Raw genomic sequence first — 23765 nt, 5'->3', positions numbered from 1 at the left:
CCATGGCAACCCCTACCCTGACCCGTCCAGCACCCAGTACCACCACCGGCAATAGCCTCAAACTTCGCCAGCCCCGCAAGAAGCTGACCGTTGGCAGGATCGCGGCCATCGTCGTCGCTGCCTTCATCGCGGTGCTGTGGCTGATCCCGTTCGCGTGGGCCACGGCCACCGCTTTCAAGACCGAGACGGATGCCGCAGCTCCGGACGTGACATGGCTGCCGCCGTCGGGCTTCACTCCCGAAGCGTTCGTCAAGGTCTTCCAGGACGGCAACATCCCGCTGTGGACCTGGAACTCGCTCTACACCTCGGCGGCCATCACGGCCATCACCCTGGTGATCTCGGCGTTGGTCGCCTATGCGCTTTCGAGGATCGATTTCAAGGGCAAGAAGGTGCTGATGACGGTGATCATCGCCTCCATCATCATCCCGCCGCCGGTGTTGATCATCCCGCTCTTCTACCAAATGCTGGCGCTGAACCTCATCGATACCTCGTGGGCCATCATCCTGCCGCAGGTCATCCACCCCGCCATGGTGTTCGTGCTGAAGAAGTTTTTTGACCAGATCCCGCGTGAACTCGAGGAAGCGGCCGTGATGGACGGCGCCAGCCGCTTGCGGATCTTCACCCAAATCATCCTGCCGTTGTCCCGACCCATCCTGGCCGCCGTCGCGATCTTCGTGTTCATCGGAGCGTGGAACAACTTCCTCTGGCCGTTCATCGCCACCAATGACGGCAACCTGCTCACCCTCCCGGTCGGCCTGCAGACCATCAAGAGTGCCTATGGCATTCAATACGCGCAGAACATGGCGTCCGCATTGCTCGCCGCGCTGCCGCTGATTGTCGTCTTCCTCTTCTTCCAGCGCCAAATTATCAAGGGCGTTGCGACGACGGGACTCGCCGGAACCTGACCGGCAGCCTCTCACTAACCACCAGATTTTGAACACAACCAAGGAGATACATGTCCCGCGCACGCATCACCCTCGACCGCGACTTCACCATTGGCGAGGTACCCCGACGACTCTTCGGCTCCTTCGTGGAGCACATGGGCCGTTGTGTCTACACCGGCATCTATGAGCCCGGGCACCCCGAGGCTGACGGGAACGGCTTCCGCCAGGATGTCCTCAAGCTCGTCAAAGAACTCGGCGCCACCGTCATCCGATACCCCGGCGGCAACTTCGTTTCCGGATACAACTGGGAAGACGGAATCGGCCCGCGCGAAAACAGGCCACGTCGGCTGGACGGAGCCTGGCACACCGTGGAGACCAACGCCTTTGGCCTGCACGAGTTTGTGGACTGGTCCAAGCAGGCCGGCACGGAAATCATGGAAGCCATCAACCTGGGCACCAGGGGAGTGGACGCTGCACGCGAGATCGTGGAGTACGCCAACCACCCCGGAGGAACCTACCTGTCCGATCTCCGCGCCAAGAACGGCCACAAGGACCCGTTCAACATCAAGCTCTGGTGCTTGGGCAACGAGATGGACGGGCCCTGGCAGATCGGCCACAAGACCGCCGACGAGTACGGACGCCTGGCGCAGGAGGCAGCCAAGGCCATGCGATTCGTGGACCCCTCGCTTGAATTGGTGGCTTGCGGCAGCTCCAACTCCGGAATGCCGACGTTCGGTGCCTGGGAGCAGACAGTCCTCACGCACACTTACGACGAAGTGGACTACGTGTCGCTCCACGCCTACTACTACGAGCACGAAGGCGACGTGGGCAGCTTCCTGGCCTCCGCCGTGGATACCGACTATTTCATCGAATCAGTGATCGCCACGGCGGACGCCGTTCGTGCCAAGGGCAAGCACAAGAAGCACATCAACCTGTCCTTCGATGAGTGGAATGTCTGGTACCAACGCGGCCTGGACACCGAGGACCAGCCACACAACGTCATTAAGGCCGGATGGCGCGAGCACCCGCGCGTCATTGAAGACAAGTACAACGTCACCGATGCTGTGGTGGTGGGGACGCTGCTCAACTCCCTGCTCCGCCACGGTGACCGCGTGAAGATCGCCAACCAGGCCCAGCTGGTCAACGTGATTGCGCCGATCCTCTCGGAAGAGAACGGACCGGCCTGGAAGCAGACCATCTTCCACCCGTTCGCGCGGATGGCCGAGCTCGCTAAGGGCCAGATCCTGCGGCTCTCGGTGGATTCGGACAAGTACTCGAACAACCGCTTCGGGGACACGGACCTGGTGGACGTCAGCGCTACGTGGAACGAGGAAACGGGACGGATCGCACTCTTCTTCGCGAACCGCGGACTGGAAGAAGCTGCCGACGTCGAGGTTGCCCTGCGCGGTTTCGACGCCCGCCAGGTGCTCCGCGCGGAAGTACTTGAAATCCCCGAGGACGGAGACCGCTTCACCATCAATTCCCAGGACCAGCCGGGCCGTGTTGGCCTGACGGCGCTGGAAGGTGTGAAGGCGACCGGTTCCGAACTCCGCCTGACACTGCCCGCCCTGTCCTGGGCCGTCGTCGAGCTTGATGTGGTGAAAGCCTAGCGACGCACCCAACTGAGTCGCAGCAGAGCGCGTTATGGACGTCCATAACGCGCTCTGCTGCGACTTACATGGGTTAAGGCACGACGGCGGGGGCTACTTAGACTGCGCAGCCGTCCGGGCCGCAGGCCTCGGCGTCGGAGGCGCCCACGGGGATCAGCGGGTTGGCTTCCTGCCATGCCTGGTTCAGTGCTTCGCTGAAAAGATCAACCGGCTGGGCACCGGAGATGCCGTACTTGCGGTCGATGACGAAGAACGGGACCCCGGTGACGCCAATGGCGCGGGCCTCGTTGATGTCCTGCGTGACCTCGTCCGCGTACTTGTCGGAGGTGAAGAGCTCGGCAACCTCGTCGGTGGGCAACTCAAGTGCTGCGCCGAGTTCCGTGAGGTACTCGTGGTTGCCGATGTCCTTGCCGTGCTCGAAGTGATCGCTGAGCAGGCGTTCCTTGGCGGTGTCCTGGCGTCCGTGGGCGGCGGCAAGGTGGATGAGGCGGTGGGCGGTGAAACTGTTGGCCACAACAACTTTGTCGAAGTGGTAATCCAGTCCTTCGCCCTTGGCGGTCTCGGTGACGTGCGCGAACATTTGCTTGACCTGCTCCGGAGCCATGCCTTTGCGCTTGCTCAGGTAGTCCAACTCGGTGCCGTCGTAGTGTTCCGGGACCGAGGGATCCAGCTGGTAGCTCTTCCACTCCACGTCAACCGAATCGCGGTGCGGGAACTGTGCCAGGGCGCTCTCAAAACGGCGCTTGCCGATGTAGCACCACGGACACGCGACGTCTGACCAGATCTCAATCTTCATGTTGGCTGCAACGCCCTGACATGGCCGGACATTCCGGGAGTGTGCTGTTAGTTTCCTCACCCACCCCAAAGGTGTTGCCCGGGTGGCTGCCCGAGAATATGTTTAGAAGAGGTTGTGCAGTCAGCCTGTGGGTTGGGGGTTTACACAGAGAAGACCCTTGTGCGAATCGGACTCATAGTTGGACCTTGGTTTACCGTACCGCCCGAAAAATACGGCGGAACAGAGCGTGTAGTGGATGCGTTGGCGCGGGCCTTGTCCGACGCCGGCCACGAAGTCCTGCTGGCAACGGCAGCGGACAGTACTTGCCCCGTGCCCCAAATCCCGGGCTTTGGCCCAGCCGTTCCGGAGGACCTGGGGCAGAGCTTCAGCGAGTTGGGGCAAGTCATCAAGTCCTACGCGGAGTTGCGGGACGTGGACATCATCCATGACCACACCTTGGCCGGCCCGCTCTATGCGCACAGACCACCGGGCATCCCGGTAGTCACCACTATTCACGGACCTTTGTCGCCCAGCTACGCGCCGCTGTACCGGGACATGGCACAGGACACCGCCATCATCGCCATCTCCCATGATCAATGCAGCCGGGTGGAGGACCTTGAGATCTCCGCAGTCATCCACCACGGGATCGACCTCTCGGCAGTGAGCGTCGGCCGCGGTGCCGGGGGATACGCCTGTTTTGTGGGCCGTATGTGCCCGGACAAAGGGCTGATGGAGGCGGTCGCCATCGCCCGGGAAGCAGGAGTGCCCCTACGGATCGCCGCAAAGATGCACGCTCCGGATGAGCAGGGCTACTTCCACGACGTGGTGCAGCCTTCTTTGGGATCCAACGAAGAGTTCGTGGGCGAACTGTCCGATCCCGAGAAGTACGATTTGATGGGCAATGCGATGGCGCTGTTCAACCCGATTCAATGGCACGAACCGTTTGGGCTGGTGATGATCGAAGCCCTTGCCACGGGAACACCTGTGCTGGCGACGCCCATAGGTGCGGCCCCGGAAATCGTCAGGCATGGCGTCACAGGTTTTGTAGGAGCTGCCAAGGAGTTGGCCGACTCCGTTGCCTGCATCCCGGACCTGAGCCGCGAGGCGTGCAGACGCTCAGTGGAGGAATCGTTCAGCGCGCAACGGATGGCAGCCGATCACCTGGACCTCTATGCCAAAGTGATCGAACGATTCCAAGCAAAACCTCTTCCCGAGGAGGCCTTCCGGCCATGACCGCTTGGAACGAAGACACGGAAGCGGGGGCGTCCGAACTGGGTGCCGTGACCGTAGTCGAAGGTTCATCCTTTTGCATTTCCTCGCACTCCGGCGACGTCCACGGCGGCGGCTCCCAAGGTACCTACTATCAGGACACGCGGATCGTGTCGCGATGGATCCTGAGGATCAATGGCGCACTCCGGGAACCACTGGTGGCACGGAACCCCACTGCTTTCCAAGCCGAGTATGTGGGCAGGGCATGCTCAGCGGACGGGAGGTTCGACAGCCCCCTGGTAGTTCAGCATCAACGCCACGTCGGTGCTGGGCTCCGGGACGACATCACCATCAGGAACTACTCCGGGCAGGACGCGCCCTGCGAGATTGAACTGCTGATCGACGCCGACCTGGCAGACCTCTTCGACGTCAAGGGCGGCCGGACCAACAAAGCCGGAGCGCCCACGAGGAAAGCACATAAGAAAGAACTGCATATCGACTCCCTCCACTCCAGCGGTCAACGCCGGGGCGTGTCTTTCCGGGCCTCCGGGGCCAAGGTGTCCGACGACGGCTTACGGTTCCACATCACTATCCCGGCACGCAGCCAGTGGTCCACCAGCATCATCGCCCTCCCGTTGGTCAACGGAAAAGGGCCCAACGATCCCTTCACCGAAACAACGCCGCTCCACCACACCCCGGGCGTTCGCCGCCACGTTGCCTGGGAAGAGCACGTTCCCAGGATCGCCGTGACGGACCGCAATGTGGAGGAGGTCCTGGAGCGGAGCCAACGCGATTTGGGCTCGCTGCGCATCTTTGATCCCGAGCATCCGGACCGTGTGGCGGTGGCGGCCGGAGCGCCCTGGTTCATGGCACTGTTCGGACGCGACTCCCTCCTTGCGTCCTACATGTCACTCATGGTGGACCCGCGCCTGGCGGCCGGAACGCTGCAGACCCTGGCCGCGCTCCAAGGCAGCAAAGTGGACGTAGATTCCGAGGAAGAACCCGGGCGCATCCCCCACGAGGTCAGACTCGGGGTCACGGCCGGACTCTCGCTGGGCGGGACCGCCTATTACGGAACAGCCGACGCGACACCCTTGTTCGTCTCGACACTCGGCGAGCTCAGTCGGTGGGGCCTTGGTGCGGACATCATCGAGTCCCTGCTCCCGCACGCGGACCGGGCCATCGAATGGCTGGAAAACTACGGGGACCGCGATGGAGACGGCTTCATCGAATACCAGAGGCCCAACGAGCATGGACTCGTGAACCAGGGCTGGAAAGACTCCTGGGACGGCATCAACTTCGCCGATGGCCGGATGGCGGAAACGCCCATAGCCCTGTGCGAGGTGCAGGCCTACACCTACGCGGCCTACGTGGGACGCTCCCTGCTGGCCCGCGCGGCGGGAGACGCCGCCGTCGAACGCCGTTGCGCGGACCGCGCCGAAGCGCTCAAGGCCGCCTTCAACGAGGCTTTTTGGCTCCCGGATCAGGGCTATTACGCGCTGGCGCTGGACAAGGACAAGAAGCCCGTGGACTCGTGCACGTCCAACATGGGGCACTGCCTCTGGGTGGGCATCGTGGATGAGGACAAAGCGCCACTTGTGGCGGAGCGGCTGATGTCGCCGGAGATGTTCACCGGGTGGGGCCTCCGGACTTTGGGATCCGACATGGGCGCGTACAACCCCGTCAGCTACCACAACGGTTCCGTCTGGCCTCACGACACCGCACTCGCCGCGACAGGACTCATGCGGTACGGCTTCGTAAAGGAGGCCAGCCGGGTTGCGAGCGGACTGTTCGACGCCGCCGAACACTTTGGCGGTCAGCTTCCGGAACTTTTTTGCGGCTTCGATCGCGGAGATTTTGCCGAGCCGGTTCCCTATCCGACGGCGTGTTCCCCGCAAGCGTGGGCAGCTGCGGCACCCGTCCAACTCGCCCGGATTCTGCTGCGGTTCGATCCCGATTTCACCCGGAACGTGCTGCACCTGGCGCCCATCCTGCCCGACTCCTTGGGCACCTTCAAAGCCGACAACGTGCTGCTGGGGCGCTCGAGGATCACCATCGAGGCCTCTGGTTCGTCAGGGACAGTGACCGGGCTGCCGGCTGGGCTGGAACTGCGTTCGGATCCCCGGCCGCCGCTAACGGGGGATTTATTCGGCTAGCTCTCTTACAGATCGTGCTCCATGACGAAGTCGTGCTCCACGGTGTCGCCCAGCTTGAACGACTTGGTGCCCACCCGCTGGAACCCGCTTTTCTCATAAAAGCGGATGGCCTTCGCGTTCTCGCTGTTGACGCCGAGCCACACCCCTGCTGCGCCCTTGTCCGCGGCATCGGCCAACGATGCCTGGATGAGCCGGGATGCGGCGCCCTTGCCGTGGTGGTCGGGGTGGACGTAGCACTTGCTCAGTTCCGTGGACGGGAGCGCTGAGAGCACCGAGGCGACGTCAGGGTCGCTGGCCGGCTTGGCAATCAGCATCGTGTATCCGTTGAGCTGTCCGTCGTCGTCGAGCACCAGAACTGTGATGTTGGCGTCGGCGAGGTAATCCTCGAAGTTGGCCTCACTCAACGTTTTCTCAAGGTGTGCCTGGATGTCCGCCGGCGAGGAGCCGGGCGGGCATGCCAGCGGGAAAGTGACGGCGGCAAGCTCAGCCAGCTTCCCGGCGTCGTGCGTTGTTGCGGTGCGGATGGTTTCAGTCACGTGAGTCAGGATACGGCCGAGACCGTGAGTTTACGTACTATAGCCGTGCCACCCTCCACGCTGAGTTGGGTGCGCAGATTCCCGGATGCGGGGAACACCAGATCGGTCAAGACAACCTTGCCACCTTGCGCGAAGACCTCCACGGAGCCGTGGTCGACGATCACACGGAGCCTGAGCACGCCATCCTCAAGGGTCACGGGGGCAGACTCTGCCGATGCGAACTTTTCGTGGAAGGCGGTGTTGCCGGAGTTGCGGCGGTCCAGGGTGAGTTGACTCGTGGCAGCCTCGAAGCTGAGAAGCGTTGCGGCGTCCCCGCCCGGTGCGCCGAGAAGGCTCAGCGTGATTGTTCCGGCACTTCCGGGCAGGATCTCGGCGTCAATCACGTGGACTGAAGCAGGATCTGTGTGCGGCAATGCCACCGTGGAATCGTGAATCTCCTGGTCCTCCATGGTGTAGATGCTTGGCCCGAGCTCGGCCGGCAGCACGGGGCGCTGGACCAAGCGGGGCCGGCCGCCGATGGTAGCCAGCTCAACCTCGCGGGCCAGCGACATGCTGGATCGCCAAGGGGACGTGGGCAGGGAATTGGCGTAGTCCCAGTTATTCATCCAGCCAATCATGATGCGGTGGTTGCCCGGAACATTGCTGAAGGAGACTGCTGCGTAGTAGTCGCGCCCCCAATCGAGCCATAGGCACTGCTTCAGGTTGGTATTTCCGTCCTCAACCAAGGAATCGCTGTCTGCGGTGAACTGAACCCCGTCGAAATGTCCCACGAAGTACTGTCCGCCCGATCCTCCTGCCACGGCACCGGGGTTGATGTTGACTACCAGGACCCACTTGACGTGGTCCGGGCTTCCGTCGACGGGAAGAGGGAAGAGATCAGGACATTCCCACTCGCCGCCCGTGGCATTGGCTGGCCCGAACGTGCTCAGGTACTCCCATTCCTTGAGGTCGGCCGAGCGGTACAGGACAACTTGCTGGTGCTGTGCCTCCACCGCCACCATCACCCAGAATGAAGCAGACGCATCCTCGTACCGGAACACCTTGGGGTCGCGGAAATGTGCCGAACCCCGATTGAGGACCGGGTTCCCCGCGTACTTCTGCCACGTCATTCCCGCGTCCGTGGAGAAAGCGAGAGATTGGGCCTGGGTCCCTTCGAGTCCCGAACCTTCCTTGAACGCACTGGTGTAGATGGCCACCAGGGCCGGGTTTCCCGGGGTGCCAAAGCCGGTCGTATTGCCCTCATCCACCACGATGCTTCCGGAAAACACGTCCTCCCGATCATCACAGGCGATGGCTACGGGATGCTCGTTCCAGTGAAGCAGGTCCTCCGAGGTTGCATGGCCCCAGGACATGTTGCCCCAGACGTTGTCGAAGGGGTTGTTCTGGTAGAAGAGGTGGTAAACGCCTTGGTAAAACACGAGTCCATTGGGATCGTTCAGCCACGTGCTGTTGGCCGTGTAGTGAAGTACCGGCCGGCTCATGAAATCCGAGTGTTCTGCTGGAGCGGCAGCGTGAGTCGTTGTATCAGTCATTGGAGTTCTTTCTGGAAGTGTGCGCCAGTTCCAGCGATTCGGCCAGTTCGGCTCGTGTTGGAGGGTTGGCTCCGTGCCGTCCCACGGTGATGGCCGCAGCGAGGGAGGCGGCCGTGCCCAAGCGGGTGAGCTTGGCGGCGTCGAAATCTCCTTGGGGGTCCTCCACCAGTCCTGCGATCAGGGCGGACATGTAGGAATCGCCGGCCCCGACGGTATCTTTGACCATCACAGCGCGCGCCTCCACGTGGACGTTGGCGGTCTTGGACCACAAGTAGGAGCCGGAACCGCCATCAGTGATGATCGCCGCTTCCGGCCCAAGGCCAAGAAGGTGGTGCCCGACGGCGGTGGGGGACCACCGGGGGTAAAGCCACTGCGCGTCTTCTGAACTGAGTTTCACCACGGTGGACAAGGCTGTTGATTCTTCGAACGTTCGGAGAGCCGCACCGTGGTCGAGGAGGAGCGTCGGACGAATGTTGGGGTCGTACGTGATCATGCCGGAGAACGACTCCAACAAGGCACGGACCTGCGTTGCTCCCGGCTCCAAAAAGGTAGCCAGCGAGCCCGTATGCAGCACCTTTGGGCGGATCGGGAGACTCAGAGGCGGGAGCTCCCAATGGATGTCGAAGTCATATTCCGCCGAGCCGCTGCTGTCCAAGAGTGCCGTGGCGGTGGAAGTCCTCGGGAGATGCCCGGCTCCCGGCAGCATGGAAGCTCCGGCGCTCGCCAGATGCTCTTGGATTCGCGTGCCACGCTCGTCCTTGCCCAGTGCGGTAAGAAATGAGGTGCTGACACCCAACCTGCCGAGTCCAAACGCAACGTTGAGACCTGAACCACCGGGGAACTCGACGGCTCCCGCTGCGGTGTCAATAATGTCGATGAGGGCCTCACCGACTACCAGGACATCCGTTTCAGGGCAGGAGAGGTCAGGGCGGCTGTGCATTGATGGTCCTTTGTGGGTTTGGGGCGTCCGGGTCTGGACGCAGATGAAGTCAGGTGTTGGTGCCTGCGGTCAGTTCTGCGCTACTGTCGCCTGTCCCGGACTTGGGGAGGCCACGGAATGACGCAGGACCAAAGGGCAGGGAAGAACGGTGGGGTGGGCAGTGAACAGTTGCAGGTCCGTTTTTCCCTCAATTGCGTCGATCAGGTTCTTTGTAGCCCACGCCCCCATTTCATAGTGCGGAAGGGCGACAGTGGTCAGCGATGGGTAGAGGTTTTCGGCAATGAGCTGCTGGTTATCGAACCCCACGAGTGAGAGGTCCCCGGGTATTCGCAGCCCAAGTTCGCCGGCCGCCCTGTAGGCGCCCATGGCCATGCGGTCGTTGTAGCAGAAGATGGCCGTGGGCCGGTTGGGGGACTCCAGGACCCGCATTGCCGCTTGATAGCCGCCCGGCACCTCGGATAGTTCCGAGTGGACCAGCTCTTCATGAAACGCTAGCCCGGCATCGGCCAGCGTGTCCTTGAACGCCTTCAGCCGGGAATGGGTTGCCGGGACGTCGTCGGTGTTGTTGATCATGCCGATCCGCGTGTGACCGGCGTCGATCAAGGTTTGCACCGCGAGCCGTGCGCCGCCGGCCTCATCGGGGATGACTGAGGAGACGGAGTGGTTGATGTCCTGGGAGTCCACCAGAACCGCCGGAACTCCGGCCAGGTTCTTGGGAACGGACAGTTTCCGGTGATACATGGTGGCGTACAGGATGCCATCCACCTGCCGATCCAGCAGGTCAGCGACGTCGCTTTCGCGTGAATCCTGGGAGCCGGTGCTGGTGGAGTTGATGATCATGATGTTGTACCCACGGGCCCGTGCCGTTTCCTCGGCCCCGAGGATGATCCTGCCTGCGTGCGGAGTGGTGGCAATCTCTTCGCTGATGAAACCGATCATGCCTGAACGTTGGGTGCGAAGGGCCTGGGCCAGGCGATTGGGTCCGTAACCCAGACGCTGGGCCGCTTCATGGACCCGTTCCCTGGTTTCGGTACCTACGCGGGCGTAAGCAACGTCGTTGAGGACATGGGAGACGGTGGTGACAGAGACACCGGCCGCGGCGGCCACGTCTTTGATACCGACAGATCTTTTGGTCATTGCTTCCCACGTCCTCATGGTGTTGATGTTTGTTGCTGATCCTACGTTCGGCTTACTCGTCCCAGTAGGCTATCGATGAATACCCGCTGCCCGGCTCGTTTGGGCGGTCTCTGCCGCGAAACCAATGGTCGGCGTGACCCTCACAGCGTTGACGCTCCTGTCTGCGACCACCTGGGCGTCAGTTCCGGAATCAAGGATGGTATTCCGAGCCGAGGCTGAATCAACCAGGACCGCCGTCACTGCAAGGCCCTCCGAAGCCCCGGTGGTCAACAGCGCATCCACTTGGGCCGAGAAGCAAGAGTCACTGGACGCGGCGCGAACGTCCATGGCCACCACGTGATTGTTGGAGACGAAGTTGCCTGCGCCCTCTGCCAGATGGATGATCACGGGTGTGGCCCCCGGTGGTCGAATGCTCTCTGCGTCCACTATTTCGGAGAAGTGGTTGCCGATCACCGAGTTGTTGTTGCCACTGATGCTCAGCAACCCGTAGAGGTCATCTCGCCCATTATCGACGCCCAGGAAGGGAGTCCAGGGTTCGTGGTCCCTAAGGAAGTGGTTGGTGGCCACGAGGTTCTCGGAGCTGTTCTCTGCGAGAACCACCATTCCGGGATAAAACGAGTGCAGGCGGTTGTTGGACACACTTGAACGGGTGACGCCGTCGAAATGGATGCTGCTGGCACCGCGGGGGAAGATGTTGTTCGCAGTGATCAGGAGCCCGCCATGGTTCTGGGCGTAGATCGAGTGACCCTTGAATCCGGCCCCCATCAAATTGTCGGTGATCTTGGACGCCTGGCCCCAGCCACGGAGTTCGATGCAGCTTCCGCATTCGGCAATGAAGTTGTCGTGAAGGGAAAGGGCGTCCGCCTTATAGATGGTGAGCGCATTCTCGAGGTAGACGAATCCCATCGCGTTTACCCGGAAGGAGTCATTGGCACTTGCCACATAGATGCCGGTCTTGCCGTTGACATAGCTGTTCTCTGCAGGCAGCCCTGAACCATCCGGGGTGAAGTGCAACCCATCGATGCAGAAGTTGGAGAATTCCACTGAGCTGATTCGGGGGCTCCCGCTCCGTTCAATGTAAAAGGCGGCGCCCTTGGATTCGTCCTTGCCGGGCGAGTCGTCGCTGAGAGGAATGTCGACGATGACGCGGCTTCCGCCTGGCCACAACTCATGGAGGTCCGGCCATTCTTCCTCGGGAACGTTGAACCGGATGCTCGAGGACGTAAAGCCGTGCCCCGAGCCTTGGATCTTGAGGAAGCTGACATCGATGACCACCTGGGTGCGGAGGTGATAGTCCCCGGGCGGAAGGTAAATCACCGCTCCCGGCTTGCCGCCGTCGTTCGCATCCGTGACCGTCTGGCGGGCCTTGATGTCCGCGATGATGCTGTTGATGACCTCACCAACGTCCTCGGACGCGTTACCGATTGGCCACGTGGTGACGTCGTAGTAGTTGTTGTTGGACATGGAGTCCTCTCTTAGCTTGAAGATTTCCTTAGCCCTTAACAGCGCCGAGCGTCATGCCTGCAACGATTTTGCGCTGCAGGAGGAGGGTCAGGAGGATGACGGGAATCGAGTAGACGGCTGCGAGTGCGGTCATGGATCCCCAGTCCAGCCCGAACTGGGTCTGGAAGTTCGCGATGACCACCGGGGTTGTCTGGGATCGGATCGCCGTCATGAGGAGGGCGAACAGGAATTCGTTCCACGAGGCCAGGAAGGCGAAGATCGCGGTGACTGCGATGCCTCCGGAGACCACAGGGATGACCACCCGCCAGAGCGCTCCGAGCCTGCTGCAGCCATCAACCGTTGCCGCTTCCTCCAAGTCCCGGGGCACGGCCTCGAAGAAGCTGGACATGAGCCAGATGGACAGTGGCAACGAGATGGTGGTGTGGGCAATGGACAACGCGATGGGCGTGTCCGCGAGCCCTACGGAGGACATCATTGATGCCAGCGGGATGCCGATGGCCACCGGAGGGACCATGCGTGTCACCAATGCAGCCATGATGAACACGCGGCCGCTGGGAGTCTTGTAGCGCGTGATGCCGTAGGCAGCCGGGATAGCCAGGACCAGTGACAACAGGGTGCTGATGATGGCTGTCTGCACGCTGTTGATGAACGAGGCCAGTACTCCACTCCGCCCCAGCGCGTTGGTGTAATTCTCCAGCGTCCATTCCCTGGGGAGAATAGTGGGCGGAACGGCGATGGTGTCGATCGGCGTCTTGAACGAGGTAAACAGCAGGTACAGGAACGGGAAGCCGTACAGCACCATGGCCACTGCCAACAGGATCCACAGGATGGTCCGGGTGCTGCGGCGTCCGGCTTCCAGCCCTTCGCGGTTGACGCCGCGACGCTTGCGCAGGCTCCGGGATGCGGTGACTTTCGACGTCGGCTGTGCGGCTTGGCTGGTCACGTCGCCCTCAGTTGCGGCTCGGTTCCGTGAAATCGCGGTCCGGGAGCTCATCAGTTGTCCTTTCCTGGCCGCCAGATGGTGGCCACCGCGAAGAATGCGACGGCGAGCATCGCCAGCAGGTAGATAGTGCCCATGGCGCTGGCCAGGCCGGGATCGCCGAAGCGGATCATGGTGCGGTAGATCAGCAGGCTCATGGTTTCGGAGGCGGACTGGGGGCCGCCGTTGGTTTGAATCAGGATGGTGTCGAAGGCGCGGGCGGCGTCGATTCCCCGGACAACCAGCGCCACTGCGATCACCGGGCGGAGGAGCGGGAGGATGATCTGGAACAGGAGGGCAGGTGCCCTGGCGCCATCCAAGCGCGCAGCTTCAATGAGGTCACCGGGGATGTTCTGGAGGCCGGCGAACAGCACGAGGCACATGAAGGAGGTGGTGAGCCAGATGTCCGGGATAGCCACCGAGAACAGCACAATGTTCGGATCTGACAACCACCCGATCTGGTTGGGGTTGGAGAGGATACCGGCCTGGTGCAAGAGGGTTCCGATGAGGCCGAAGTTGTCGATCATCAGGAACTTCCACAGCAGGCCGGCAACAATCGGGGCGATCATCAGCGGATACAGGAAGACAGTCCGCCAAACCTGCGAGCTGCGCCCGAGCGTGGTGAACAGGAGCGCCATTCCCAGGCCGAGGGCGAACTCGAGGGTGACTACCACCAAGGTGTAGGCCAGTGTTCGCCACCCTGCCCCCATGAAGGCTTCGGAAGCGAATGCGGTGACGTAGTTCTGGAATCCCACGAAGTCACGCGGGCCGCCGGCGATGGGCGAGATCTTGAAGAAGCTGTCTGCAATGAGGCGGAACAGCGGGTAGGCCACGAAGACGGCCAGGAACAACGCCGCCGGGGTCATCAGGTATAGGGCGAAGCGGCGATCGGAGATGCGCACGATTTTCTCTTCTGCTGGTTGGGGCCGCGGCCGACACGGGGTTTATGGTTCCGGGTGCCGGCCGCGGAGTCTTTACTTGAGGAGGTCCTGGATCTGCTTCTTGGCTTCGGCCAGGAGGGTTGCGGAGTCGCCGCCGGCCACTGCCTTCTGCAGGAGCGGGACCAGCACGGTGTCAACGATCTGCTGCCACTTGGCCGTTGCCGGGCGAGTAGCTGTAGCTTTGCCGTTGAGGGTTTCGATCAGTGGTTTGAAGCTCTCGTATCCGGGCTGGTCCTGGTACTTCTCGAACGCGGAGATGCGGGAGGCCAGGCCAAGGCTGGATTCAATGCCCAGACTGTTATGGTCGTAGGCGCACTTGATGAATTTCTTTGCGGAGTCTGCGTTCTTGGTGGCCTTCGGGACGGACAGGTACCAAGGTCCCGGAACACCTGCGACGCCGGCGCTGCCGCCAATCATTGCTGCGGCTCCCACTTTGCCTGCCACCGGTGAATCCTTGGGGATCTGACGGTAAGCGTGCGCCCAGAAGCGGGTCATGGCGGTCTTGCCCTGGTTGAACAAGTTCTGCGCTGCGGCCCAGTCAACCTGTGCAGCACCCGGAGGCGCCGACTTTGTCAGGCTTACGTAGAAGTCGAGGGCTTCTTTATGGGCTGCGTTATCGATTACTACGTTGTCGCCGTCGAGGACCATGGGGGAGCCGGCCTGCAGGACGTGGGCAAGCCATTCAGTTTCCACGGCGCCCTTCACGTCCGTGCCGTACATGCCGTCCTTGGTGAAGAACTCCGAGATGTCCTGGTACTGCTTCCACGTGGTGGGTGCGGCGAGTTCGTAGCCGTACTTTGCCTGGAAGTCGGCCTTGTTTTTGGCGTCTTCAAAGAGGTCTTGGCGGTAGAGGATGATCTCGGCATTGGTCCACGCCGGCAGGCCGATGAAGTGGCCGTCCACGTTCGCTTCCTTGACCAGCGCGGGGAAAATGTCTTTCTTGGCCTCATCAGTGAAGATTTCGTCGATGGGCTGGACGGCGTCTTTGAAGCTCGGAAGCCACACGGAGTCGAGCGCGGCGACGTCGAAGGAAACGTTGCCGGAAGAGAATTCACTGGAGAGTCGGTTGAACATGCCGTCGTAAGGCAGTTCCACAAAGTTGACGTCGATTCCGGTGTCCTTCTTGCACTGTTCGGCAACGCCGGTGAGTTCGGCGTGACCGCCGGCTTCCACCAAGACGTTGACGGTGCTTGCGGCGCTACCCGACGTTGGTGCCGGGCCCCCTGCGCCGCATCCGGTAGCCGCGAGTGCGACGGCGGTGCAGACGCCGCCAAGGGTGACGAGCCTGGAGATGGTGTTTCGAGTGGACATCGCTGTCGACTCACTTTCTCTCGAACGGGATGGCAAGACTGTTTGGGGTGAAGAATCGTTTTGCCAAAACGACTTGGCAACACTGTAGGGCTGTTTCTTGAAGAGTGTCAAGCGTCACTTTGCCCGGGCGCTGTTGCCAAAAAAACCGCCAGGATTTTGTCGTTGACACTCTTCTTCAAGGCCGTTTACTGTTTTCCCAGACCCGCGATAAATCGTTTTGGCAATTTTGGCAACTTCCAGACTTGGAACTCGCGCCCTTTCCCGCCACACGCTCCAGTCCTCGTGGGTGCATTTGGCGGCAAAGGGTGCGCTCCCTTCCACTCGCGGGCGCATTCGGCGGGAAGGGTGGCGGCTCTGCAAGCGTTGCCGGGCCAGTTGGACACCAAGGAAACGCTTCAAAGGAGAACTGTGAAACCACCAACCACCACCCTCAGCCGAAGGAGCATCCTCCGGATCTTCCCGGTGGCGGCAGTCGCGGCCGCCGTCGCACTCTCTTCCAAGCCCGAGGTGGCGCAGGCGCGCGCTCCGCAGCAAACCCCTGCTCCGCTGCCAGGCACGTCCGGCCACAAGGCAATTATTGGAGTTCTCTAGGCCGATCTGCGGTGCAGCACACCGTTCAAGCAGTACCCCAACGATGAGGAGAAGCAGCTTTGACCACTGTCTATGACGTCACCACCTGGAGCGTTCCAGGGAACCCAAGCGCAACCCCATATAACGACATCGGGCTCATCATGAACAGCATCATCGCTGACATCAAGAGCCAGCAGACCAACCAGGCATCCAAGCCTGGCGCCGTGATCTACATTCCGCCGGGAGACTACTCGCTTAAAACCCGAGTGAACGTGGACGTCAGTTACCTGACTATCCGCGGTTCCGGGCACGGGTTCACCTCGCTGAGTATCCGCTACAACGCTGGCAACACCTCAGCCTGGAATGAAATTAATCCTGGTGGCAGCCGAATCCGGGTGGAAAACACTGATGGGAACAGCGACGCCTTCCGCGTATACCGGACGGGCGATCCACGGCTTAGTTCCGTGGTGTTCCAAAACTTCTGCCTGGACGGAGTCTCTTTCGGAGCCAACGAGAACGATTACACCAATGGCAAGACAGGTATCCGCTTCGATTCTGCCAACGATTCCTGCAGGGTTGAAGGGATGGGCATGGTGTACCTGGAGCACGGCCTGGTGGTGCGGGACACGGATGCCCTCAGCGTCAGCGGCAATTTCCTCGCTGAATGTGGCTCTTGCATTGAACTTACGGGCTCAGGCCAGGCTTCGAAAGTCACGGACAACCTCATCGGCGCGGGCTTCGTGGGGTTCTCCATCTTTGCCGAGGGGCACTGGGGCCTCTTGGTGACAGGTAACAATGTGTTCCCCCGCGGGAAGAGCAGCGTGCACTTCAAGGACTGTGCCCGATCTTCCATTACGTCCAACCGATTCCATGCTTTCTATCCCGGGATGGTGAATTTTGAGGGGAGTTGTACGGAGAACCTTGTAGGGGCCAATCACTTTCTCCGTCAGATGGAACCATTCGACCCGCTCAAACCGTACAACAACGGCCTGGATGACCTTTTCGGCCTGGTGCACATTGCCGGCAGCAACAACACCGTGACGGGAAACCATTTCAGCTTCGACGTCCCGTCCGGGTCCGTAAAACCATTGGGGCAGACGCCCACCATCATCCTGGTGGCATCGGGGAACAATAACTTCATCGCCACCAACAACACGGTGTCAGCAATCGCCGTGCACACCGTCACCCTTGACTCGTCCACAACTGGAACCAAAGTCCTGGACAGCGGAACCCAAGCTCAGTTCCAGCCGTTCCAGAGCAGCCACTCCTTCAGGGCGACGCCGTAACCACCCCTAGGCAAGCACTCTTGAAAGGTCTGTCAAAGATGACCAGACGCACCAAAGCTTTGCTGTCACTCGGGACGGTGGTGGCCCTCACCGCTGCTTCGTTCACCATCGCCACGAATGCTGCACGGGCCACCGACCCCGATCCGTCTACGCAGCAGTATCGGCCCTATCTGCACTACACACCCCAAGCCAACTGGATGAACGATCCCAACGGGCTCGTCTACCACAACGGCAAGTACCACATGTACTACCAGTACAACCCTGAGGGAACGGGGTGGGGGAACATGAGCTGGGGTCATGCCTCCTCAACAGACCTGATCCACTGGGAGGAACAGCCGCTCGCCATCCCGCGCGGCCGCGACGGAAACAATAACGTCATCGAGGAGATTTTCTCCGGATCAGTGGTGGTGGACACCCAGAACAGCAGCGGGTTTGGGACCTTGCAAAACCCGCCTTTAGTGGCTGTGTACACGAGCAACTACACGGGGGCCCATCCGAGTCTGGCCGGCAAACAGGCCCAATCACTGGCCTATAGCCTCGACGACGGGCACAGCTGGACCAAATACGGCAGCAATCCCGTCCTCAACCGGAATACCTCCAGCTTCCGGGACCCCAAGGTTTTCTGGTACGACAACCCGGCCGGAGCAGACAATTGGGTGATGGCGGCGGTGGAAGCCGATGAGCGCCGGGTCCTTTTGTATAAGAGCACCAACCTGAAGGACTGGAACTACCTGTCGGATTTCGGCCCGGCAAATGCCGTTGGTGGGCAGTGGGAGTGTCCTGACCTGTTCCCCCTACCCATTGATGGCAACCCCAACAACATCAAGTGGGTGCTGGCCGTAAACATCAACCCCGGCGCGGTCGGCGGCGGCAGCGGCGGACAATACTTCGTTGGGGACTTCAACGGGACAACATTCACCGCCGACAACATCGACCCTGCCGGCCAGCTTCCACCCGGCGACGTCCTGGCCGGTTTCAACAGCGGCAACTTCGCCGGCTGGAACATCCAGAACGATCCATCCAACAGTTCCGGTCCGTGGGCAAGTGCACCAGCCTCAGGGGCCCTCCCGGGGCAACAGCAAGTCACCGGACACATTGGCGCCGGGTTGGTGAACAGCTTTAACGGCGGAGACAGCCCCGTTGGCACCATGGAATCCGCACCCTTCACGGTGGACAAGGACTACCTTAACTTCCTGGTCGGGGGTGGAAACCATCCTCAGGAATACGGGAAGCAATCGGGAAACCAAGCCCCTCCGGGATACCTGCTGTTTGACGGTTTCGACTACTCCGGAACGCTCACTCAAGCCGGCTGGCAACAAGCCGGCGACTTCCAAGCGGCACTGAACCCGTCGACGTCGGGCGGCGAATTCGCTATCGGGAAACGGATCAATACCTTCGCAGGCGGGCCTTACCAAGACGAAAACGTCGGCGCCATCACGTCTCCTGAGTTCTACCTGACCAACACCAATATCGCTTTCCTCCTCGGCGGCGGCAGCCGCACCGACGGACAACTGCAGGTGGAGCTGCTGGTGGGCGGGGTGCCAGTCCGCACTGCGACCGGCGCTAATTCGGGGGACCTGAATTGGCAAAACTGGGATGTTTCCCCCTGGCACGGCCAGATCGCGCGCGTCAGAATCGTGGACAGCGCAACGGGCCCTTGGGGTCATCTGACGCTGGACAACATGGTCCTTGGCTCCGAGCCAGCCAAGGTCCGCAGCAGCGAAACAACAGTGAACCTGGTGGTCAACGGTCAGACGGTCCGGTCCGCGACCGGCGCCGACTCCGAGCACTTGAAATGGAACGCTTGGGACGTCAGCGCGTATAAGGGCAGTCAGGCCACCATCAGGATCGTGGACAACAACCGAAGCGGATGGGGGCATATCCTTGCGGACGAATTCGTTTCCTCGGACGCATCCCACCTGGAACAGCACGATTGGCTGGACTGGGGCCGGGATTACTATGCCGCGGTTTCCTTCAATAACGCCCCCGGTGGTAAGCGCATCATGCTGGGCTGGATGAACAACTGGGATTACGGCCAAAACACGCCCACCTCAACCTGGCGCGGAACCATGGCACTGCCGCGCGAGGTGGTGTTGACCCAGACATCCGCGGGACCAAGGTTGAGGCAGCAAGTGGTGTCACAGGTGGACGCCCTAAAGAACGCGGGAGCAAGCTACACCGCATCCTCCCAGGACATCCAAGCTGGAACCACCACGCTTCCAATCACAGGCGACGTGGTGCAGATAGACGCTGAGTTCTCACCCGGAACTGCGTCCGCTTTTGGCCTGAAAGTCCTCGGGAACGCCAACGAATCCACCCGGATCGGCTACACCACTGCCACTCAACGGCTCTCCGTCGACAGGACCAACTCCGGCAACGAGGGCTTCCATCCCGCCTTTAGTTCAGTCGAGGACGCGAAGGTGGAGTTGCTCAATGGCCGGCTGCGGCTGCGCCTTTATTTGGACAGGGCATCCGTGGAACTCTTCGCGCAGGACGGCCTGACAACCATCACGGACCAGGTCTTCCCAACCGCCGATGCCAACGCCATCTCGGTTTTTTCCGAAGGAGGGACCGCTCGTCTTGAAAGCATGACCGTGACGCCGCTCAATCCAGCGATGTGGGGCGGCTAAACCGGCCAAACGCACGACGGCGGCTGGTCACCTGGGTGACCAGCCGCCGTCGTGATTTCTGAAGTTAGTCCGCTTTGACCGCCAGGACCGGGCAGTCTGCCTCCAGCAGGATCCGCTGGGAGACGCTGCCCATGATGAGCTTGCCTACCGGGCTGCGGCGGCGAAGGCCGATGACAATCAGATCGGCATCGTTCTCGTCGGCTGCGTCCAGGACTTCGGCAGCCGCGTCATGGCCGCGGACCGGTTGCTTGATGATGTGCTGGATGCCCTGATCAGCGAGCCGGTCCTCGATGCTCTGGATGTCCGGTTCCTGGGCGTACCGGTTGTCCACCAGGGCGTCGCCCTTTGAGGAGTTGATAACCAGCAGGGTGGCATTGCTCTTCTTGGCCTCGGCGATGGCCTGCGTCAACGCAGCTTCGCCTTCTGGTGTGGGGACGTATCCCACCACGATGGTCATGGTTTCTCCTGTGTGTGCTTGGTGGGGGTGGGCTCATGATGGGCTGAATCGGACTCTTCGCTACCGCCAGGAGCGGAAGGTCCGGAAAGCGCCGCAACGGGACGGTTGCGGCGGACGAGCTTGAAGATCAGCGGCCAGGCCAGGATGAGCGCCACGATGATGTAAACGACGATCGCGATTGGCTCGCTGAACAAGCCTGCGGGATCGCCGGCGCTCAGCTGTAGTGTCTTGCGGAGCTGGCCCTCAATGCGCGGGCCCAGGATGACGCCGAGGATCAGCGGCAGGACCGGAAGCCCGAAGCGCCGCATCATGAATCCGAGGGCACCGAGCACCAGCAGGAGCACAAGATCGAAAGCCTGCAGGTTGACCGAGTACGCACCCAGCGTCGCGAAGAACAGGATGCCCGCGTAAAGGTACGGGCGGGGAAGTTGCAGCAGCTTGGCCCATACAGGCGCCAGGGGCAGGTTGATGAGCAGGAGCAGGAAGTTGCCGATGAAGAGGCTCGCAATGAGCGCCCAGACCAGCGGGCCCTGGCTGGAAAACAACTGCGGGCCGGGTTGAATGCCGTAGGAGGTGAAGGCTGCGAGCATGACGGCGGCTGTTGCGTTGGTGGGCAGGCCGAGGGCGAGCATCGGAGTCAGGGTACCGGCAGCGGCAGCGTTGTTGGCAGCCTCGGGTCCTGCGACACCTTCAATGGCACCCTTGCCGAATTCTTCAGGGTGCTTACTAAGCCGCTTCTCGGTGACGTAGGAGAGAAACGTGGGGATCTCGGCGCCACCGGCAGGCAGGGCGCCGAACGGGAAGCCGAAAGCTGTGCCGCGAAGCCAAGGCTTCCAGGAACGGCCCCAGTCCTTTTTGCCCATCCAGGGCCGACCCACGGGGATGACATGAAGCGGCGTGCGACGCAGGTGGGCGGCAACCCAGAGGGCTTCACCCACGGCGAAGATCGCGACGGCGACCACCACGATGTCTAGGCCGTCCACCAGCAACGGCTGGCCGAAGGTCAGGCGGCGTTGGCCGGTCACGGAGTCGATGCCCACCAGCCCGATGGCCAAACCAAGGGCCAGCGACGCAAAGCCGCGGAGCCTGGACGAGCCAAGGACGGCGGTCACCGCCAGCAATGCGAGGACCATGATGGCAAAGTAGCTGGGAGCACCCAGGCTGACGGCGAACTGCACCACGATGGGTGCGAAGACCGCCAGTAGCGCGGTGCCAATGGTTCCGGCGATGAACGAGCCGATGGCCGCTGTGGCAAGCGCCTGTGCGGCCCTGCCGGCTTTGGCCATCTTGTTGCCTTCGATAGCAGTCACCACCGACGACGATTCACCAGGTGTATTGAGGAGGATGGAAGTGGTGGAACCGCCGAACATGCCGCCGTAGTAAATGCCGGCGAACATGATGAAGGCGCTGGTGGGCTCCAGGGCGGCGGTGACCGGAAGCAGCAACGCCACAGTCATGGCCGGGCCCAGCCCGGGAAGGACACCGACGGCGGTGCCCAAGAGTACGCCGATCACGGCGAACAAGAGGTTCATGGGGGTCAGGGCGGTCGCGAAACCGTCCATCAGGGAGGACCAGACGTCCATTAGAGGATTCCTTCCAGGAGCCCGGCCGGCAACGCGATGCCCAGGCCGAGGTAGAAGCCGTAGAAGGTGAGCAAGGACAAGGCAACGGAAATAAGACCGTCACGGATGTAGCGTCGGCTGCCGAGTGCCAGCACGCTGCCCCAGAAGAGGACCGTTCCGGAAATGACCCAGCCTGCCCAGTCGATGAGCAGGATATTCAGGATGAACGCTCCGGCCAGCGGAAGGACAGTCTTCCAGTCGGCGGGGTGTGCCAGGTCAACGTCTTCGCCGCCCTCGGCCTCACCTTTGCCGCCGCGGAGGACATTGATGGCAAGCAGAACGGCACAGATGATCAGCAGACCGGAAACAATGAACGGGACGGTCTTCGGACCCACCGGGTCCGACTGCGAGTAAGGGGTGACCAGGCCGTTCGCGTCCAGGAAGACCAGGACGCCGACCACGCCGAGCAGGAGGGCTACCCCCAGCTCGGCGCGGCCTTTCAGGCCTGTGGCTAAGGAGCTCACGCCAACCCGAGCTTGGTCAGGACGTCAGCCACCCGCTTGTCCTGGTCTGTCAGGAACGTCTGGAATTCATCGCCGGTAACGAAAGCGTCGGTCCAGCTGTGGGTTTTGAGTGCTTCCTTCCAGCCGGCGGAGGCGTGCATCTTCTCAAGGGCGGCGATCAGGGACTTCTTGTCGTCCTCGCTGATGCCCGGAGGGGCTACGATGCCACGCCAGTTGGTGAAGACGAGGTCGATGTTGGATTCCTTCAGCGTCGGAGCGTCAACGCCTTCCAGCCGGTTCTCACCACTGGTGGCCAGGACGCGGACTTCACCGGACTTGATCTGCTGCAGGTACTCGCCGGCGCCGGAAGCGGCGAAGCCCAGCTTGTTACCGAGGATGGCGGGCAAAAGGTCGCCACCGCCGTCGTAAGAGACGAAGTTGACCTTGGTGGCGTCGATGCCCACCGCGCCGGCCAACTGCATGGGCAGGAGGTGGTCCGGGCCGCCGGGCGAAGAGCCGCCACCAACTGCGATGGAAGCGGGGTTGGCCTTCCACGCCGTCACCAGGTCATCGATGGTCTTGTGCGGGGAGTCCTTGCTGACCATGATGGCGCCGGGTTCCTCGATGAGTTTTGCCAGCGGGGTGGTCTCAGTCAGCTTCGACTCGGACTTGTTGGTGTAGCTTGCTCCAACAACGCCCAGGCCCATGAGCATGGTGAGGTCGCCGTTGCCCTTTTCGTTGACGATGCGGGCAAGACCAACCGTTCCGCCGGCGCCGGCAAGGTTGAACACCTCGGTGTTGGTGGAGATCTTCTCGTCGTCCAGTACCTTGGCTGCTGCCCGTGCGGTGGTGTCGTAGCCACCTCCGGGAGTGTTTGGAACCATGATCTGGAGTCCGGTGATGGGTCCTGCTGCGCCGGTGCTGTCAGAACCGGTGGACTTACCTGTGGCACCGCAGCCGGTGGCCATCAGGGCGATGCCGGCGGCGACGGCGGCGACTCGCAATGCGCGGATCTGGCGCATGGTGTTCCTCTTCTCATCATCGAAAATTCGGTGTAGGGCGAACAGCGTTGTGCCCCGTTGATTTGATGCTAGGCGCGTAAGTGACAGGGATCACTCTTGTGTTCGCAGTGATCTTTAAGTTCATTGCGTTCACGGGCTTCTGCGGTCTGAACTGGTCTTTCGTGCCGCTGGGGTCTTCTGTGCTGCTGGGGTATAGTTCCGATACGCCACGGGGAAGCTGTTGTCAGCCCCTCCCCTCCCAGGCGCCACCGAAGGAACCCG

Annotated in this window: 20 protein-coding genes; 7 read left to right on the top strand and 13 right to left on the bottom strand. The window is 61.7% G+C overall.

The features are described 5' to 3' along the window. Positions 1-2 precede the first annotated feature (2 nt). Positions 3-905 (top strand): carbohydrate ABC transporter permease, encoded by a 903-nt coding sequence (locus tag AC6CH8_RS17075; RefSeq protein ID WP_179018836.1) that lies wholly within the window; start codon positions 3-5, stop codon positions 903-905. Positions 906-955: 50 nt separating this feature from the next. Further along, on the top strand, positions 956-2494 hold the full coding sequence (gene arfA / locus AC6CH8_RS17070; RefSeq protein ID WP_498191601.1) for an arabinosylfuranosidase ArfA: 1539 nt from the start codon (positions 956-958) through the stop codon (positions 2492-2494). Between the two features lie 97 nt (positions 2495-2591). On the opposite strand, the gene AC6CH8_RS17065 is transcribed toward arfA, so the two are convergent. Continuing rightward, positions 2592-3290 (bottom strand): DsbA family oxidoreductase, encoded by a 699-nt coding sequence (locus AC6CH8_RS17065; protein WP_091465233.1) that lies wholly within the window; start codon positions 3288-3290, stop codon positions 2592-2594. 159 nt (positions 3291-3449) lie between these two features. On the opposite strand from AC6CH8_RS17065, the gene AC6CH8_RS17060 reads away from it, so the two are divergent. Beyond that, on the top strand, positions 3450-4502 hold the full coding sequence (locus AC6CH8_RS17060) for a glycosyltransferase family 4 protein (RefSeq protein ID WP_498191600.1): 1053 nt from the start codon (positions 3450-3452) through the stop codon (positions 4500-4502). Beyond that, positions 4499-6634: an amylo-alpha-1,6-glucosidase gene (locus AC6CH8_RS17055; protein ID WP_498191599.1), complete on the top strand. Its 2136-nt coding sequence runs from the start codon at positions 4499-4501 to the stop codon at positions 6632-6634. The genes AC6CH8_RS17060 and AC6CH8_RS17055 overlap by 4 nt, the downstream gene beginning before the upstream one ends. Before the next feature lie 5 nt (positions 6635-6639). Here the strand turns inward: AC6CH8_RS17055 and AC6CH8_RS17050 are convergent, their stop codons facing one another. The 8 genes from AC6CH8_RS17050 to AC6CH8_RS17015 all read right to left on the bottom strand — a co-directional run bounded on the left by AC6CH8_RS17050 (position 6640) and on the right by AC6CH8_RS17015 (position 15474). Then, positions 6640-7170, bottom strand: a complete 531-nt coding sequence (locus AC6CH8_RS17050) for a GNAT family N-acetyltransferase (protein WP_498191598.1) — start codon at positions 7168-7170, stop codon at positions 6640-6642. 5 nt (positions 7171-7175) lie between these two features. Continuing rightward, positions 7176-8702, bottom strand: a complete 1527-nt coding sequence (locus AC6CH8_RS17045) for a glycoside hydrolase family 32 protein (RefSeq protein ID WP_498191597.1) — start codon at positions 8700-8702, stop codon at positions 7176-7178. Continuing rightward, positions 8695-9642 carry a carbohydrate kinase family protein gene (locus AC6CH8_RS17040; RefSeq protein ID WP_498191596.1) on the bottom strand — a complete coding sequence of 316 codons (948 nt, stop codon included), beginning with the start codon at positions 9640-9642 and terminating at the stop codon, positions 8695-8697. Before AC6CH8_RS17040 ends, AC6CH8_RS17045 begins: the two co-directional genes overlap by 8 nt. 69 nt (positions 9643-9711) lie before the next feature. Beyond that, positions 9712-10779 (bottom strand): LacI family DNA-binding transcriptional regulator, encoded by a 1068-nt coding sequence (locus AC6CH8_RS17035; protein ID WP_178993298.1) that lies wholly within the window; start codon positions 10777-10779, stop codon positions 9712-9714. Between the two features lie 69 nt (positions 10780-10848). Beyond that, a complete protein-coding gene (locus AC6CH8_RS17030) occupies positions 10849-12243 on the bottom strand; it encodes a NosD domain-containing protein (RefSeq protein ID WP_498191595.1) in 1395 nt (464 codons plus the stop codon). A gap of 28 nt (positions 12244-12271) precedes the next feature. After that, positions 12272-13237, bottom strand: coding sequence for a carbohydrate ABC transporter permease (locus AC6CH8_RS17025; RefSeq protein ID WP_498191594.1), 966 nt, complete (start codon positions 13235-13237; stop codon positions 12272-12274). Beyond that, a complete protein-coding gene (locus AC6CH8_RS17020; protein ID WP_091465247.1) occupies positions 13237-14124 on the bottom strand; it encodes a carbohydrate ABC transporter permease in 888 nt (295 codons plus the stop codon). Before AC6CH8_RS17020 ends, AC6CH8_RS17025 begins: the two co-directional genes overlap by 1 nt. 72 nt (positions 14125-14196) lie before the next feature. Next, positions 14197-15474: an ABC transporter substrate-binding protein gene (locus AC6CH8_RS17015; RefSeq protein ID WP_498191593.1), complete on the bottom strand. Its 1278-nt coding sequence runs from the start codon at positions 15472-15474 to the stop codon at positions 14197-14199. 408 nt (positions 15475-15882) lie between these two features. Here AC6CH8_RS17015 and AC6CH8_RS17010 point away from each other — a divergent pair, with 408 nt between their 5' ends. The 3 genes from AC6CH8_RS17010 to AC6CH8_RS17000 are packed head-to-tail and all read left to right on the top strand — an operon-like array spanning position 15883 to position 19960. Next, positions 15883-16065, top strand: a complete 183-nt coding sequence (locus AC6CH8_RS17010) for a hypothetical protein (protein WP_498191592.1) — start codon at positions 15883-15885, stop codon at positions 16063-16065. Between the two features lie 59 nt (positions 16066-16124). Beyond that, a complete protein-coding gene (locus AC6CH8_RS17005; RefSeq protein ID WP_498191591.1) occupies positions 16125-17330 on the top strand; it encodes a NosD domain-containing protein in 1206 nt (401 codons plus the stop codon). 38 nt (positions 17331-17368) lie between these two features. Further along, the gene (locus tag AC6CH8_RS17000; protein WP_498191590.1) at positions 17369-19960 is read left to right on the top strand and encodes a glycoside hydrolase family 32 protein; all 2592 of its coding nucleotides are present in this window, start codon (positions 17369-17371) and stop codon (positions 19958-19960) included. Between the two features lie 64 nt (positions 19961-20024). Here the strand turns inward: AC6CH8_RS17000 and AC6CH8_RS16995 are convergent, their stop codons facing one another. Genes AC6CH8_RS16995 through AC6CH8_RS16980 form a run of 4 tightly spaced genes read right to left on the bottom strand, consistent with a single transcriptional unit; the run spans position 20025 to position 23504 of the window. Further along, complete coding sequence (locus AC6CH8_RS16995) at positions 20025-20417, bottom strand: universal stress protein (RefSeq protein ID WP_091465250.1); 393 nt, start codon at positions 20415-20417, stop codon at positions 20025-20027. Next, a complete protein-coding gene (locus tag AC6CH8_RS16990; RefSeq protein WP_498191589.1) occupies positions 20414-22000 on the bottom strand; it encodes a tripartite tricarboxylate transporter permease in 1587 nt (528 codons plus the stop codon). The genes AC6CH8_RS16995 and AC6CH8_RS16990 overlap by 4 nt, the downstream gene beginning before the upstream one ends. Continuing rightward, positions 22000-22503 (bottom strand): tripartite tricarboxylate transporter TctB family protein, encoded by a 504-nt coding sequence (locus AC6CH8_RS16985; protein ID WP_091465253.1) that lies wholly within the window; start codon positions 22501-22503, stop codon positions 22000-22002. Before AC6CH8_RS16985 ends, AC6CH8_RS16990 begins: the two co-directional genes overlap by 1 nt. Continuing rightward, the gene (locus AC6CH8_RS16980) at positions 22500-23504 is read right to left on the bottom strand and encodes a Bug family tripartite tricarboxylate transporter substrate binding protein (RefSeq protein ID WP_498191588.1); all 1005 of its coding nucleotides are present in this window, start codon (positions 23502-23504) and stop codon (positions 22500-22502) included. The genes AC6CH8_RS16985 and AC6CH8_RS16980 overlap by 4 nt, the downstream gene beginning before the upstream one ends. Between the last annotated feature and the right edge of the window lie 261 nt (positions 23505-23765).

This window comes from Paenarthrobacter sp. GQ52 (assembly GCF_059759005.1).
Note: the sequence above shows the minus strand (reverse complement) of the source record. Positions and strands in the feature narration are given on the sequence as shown.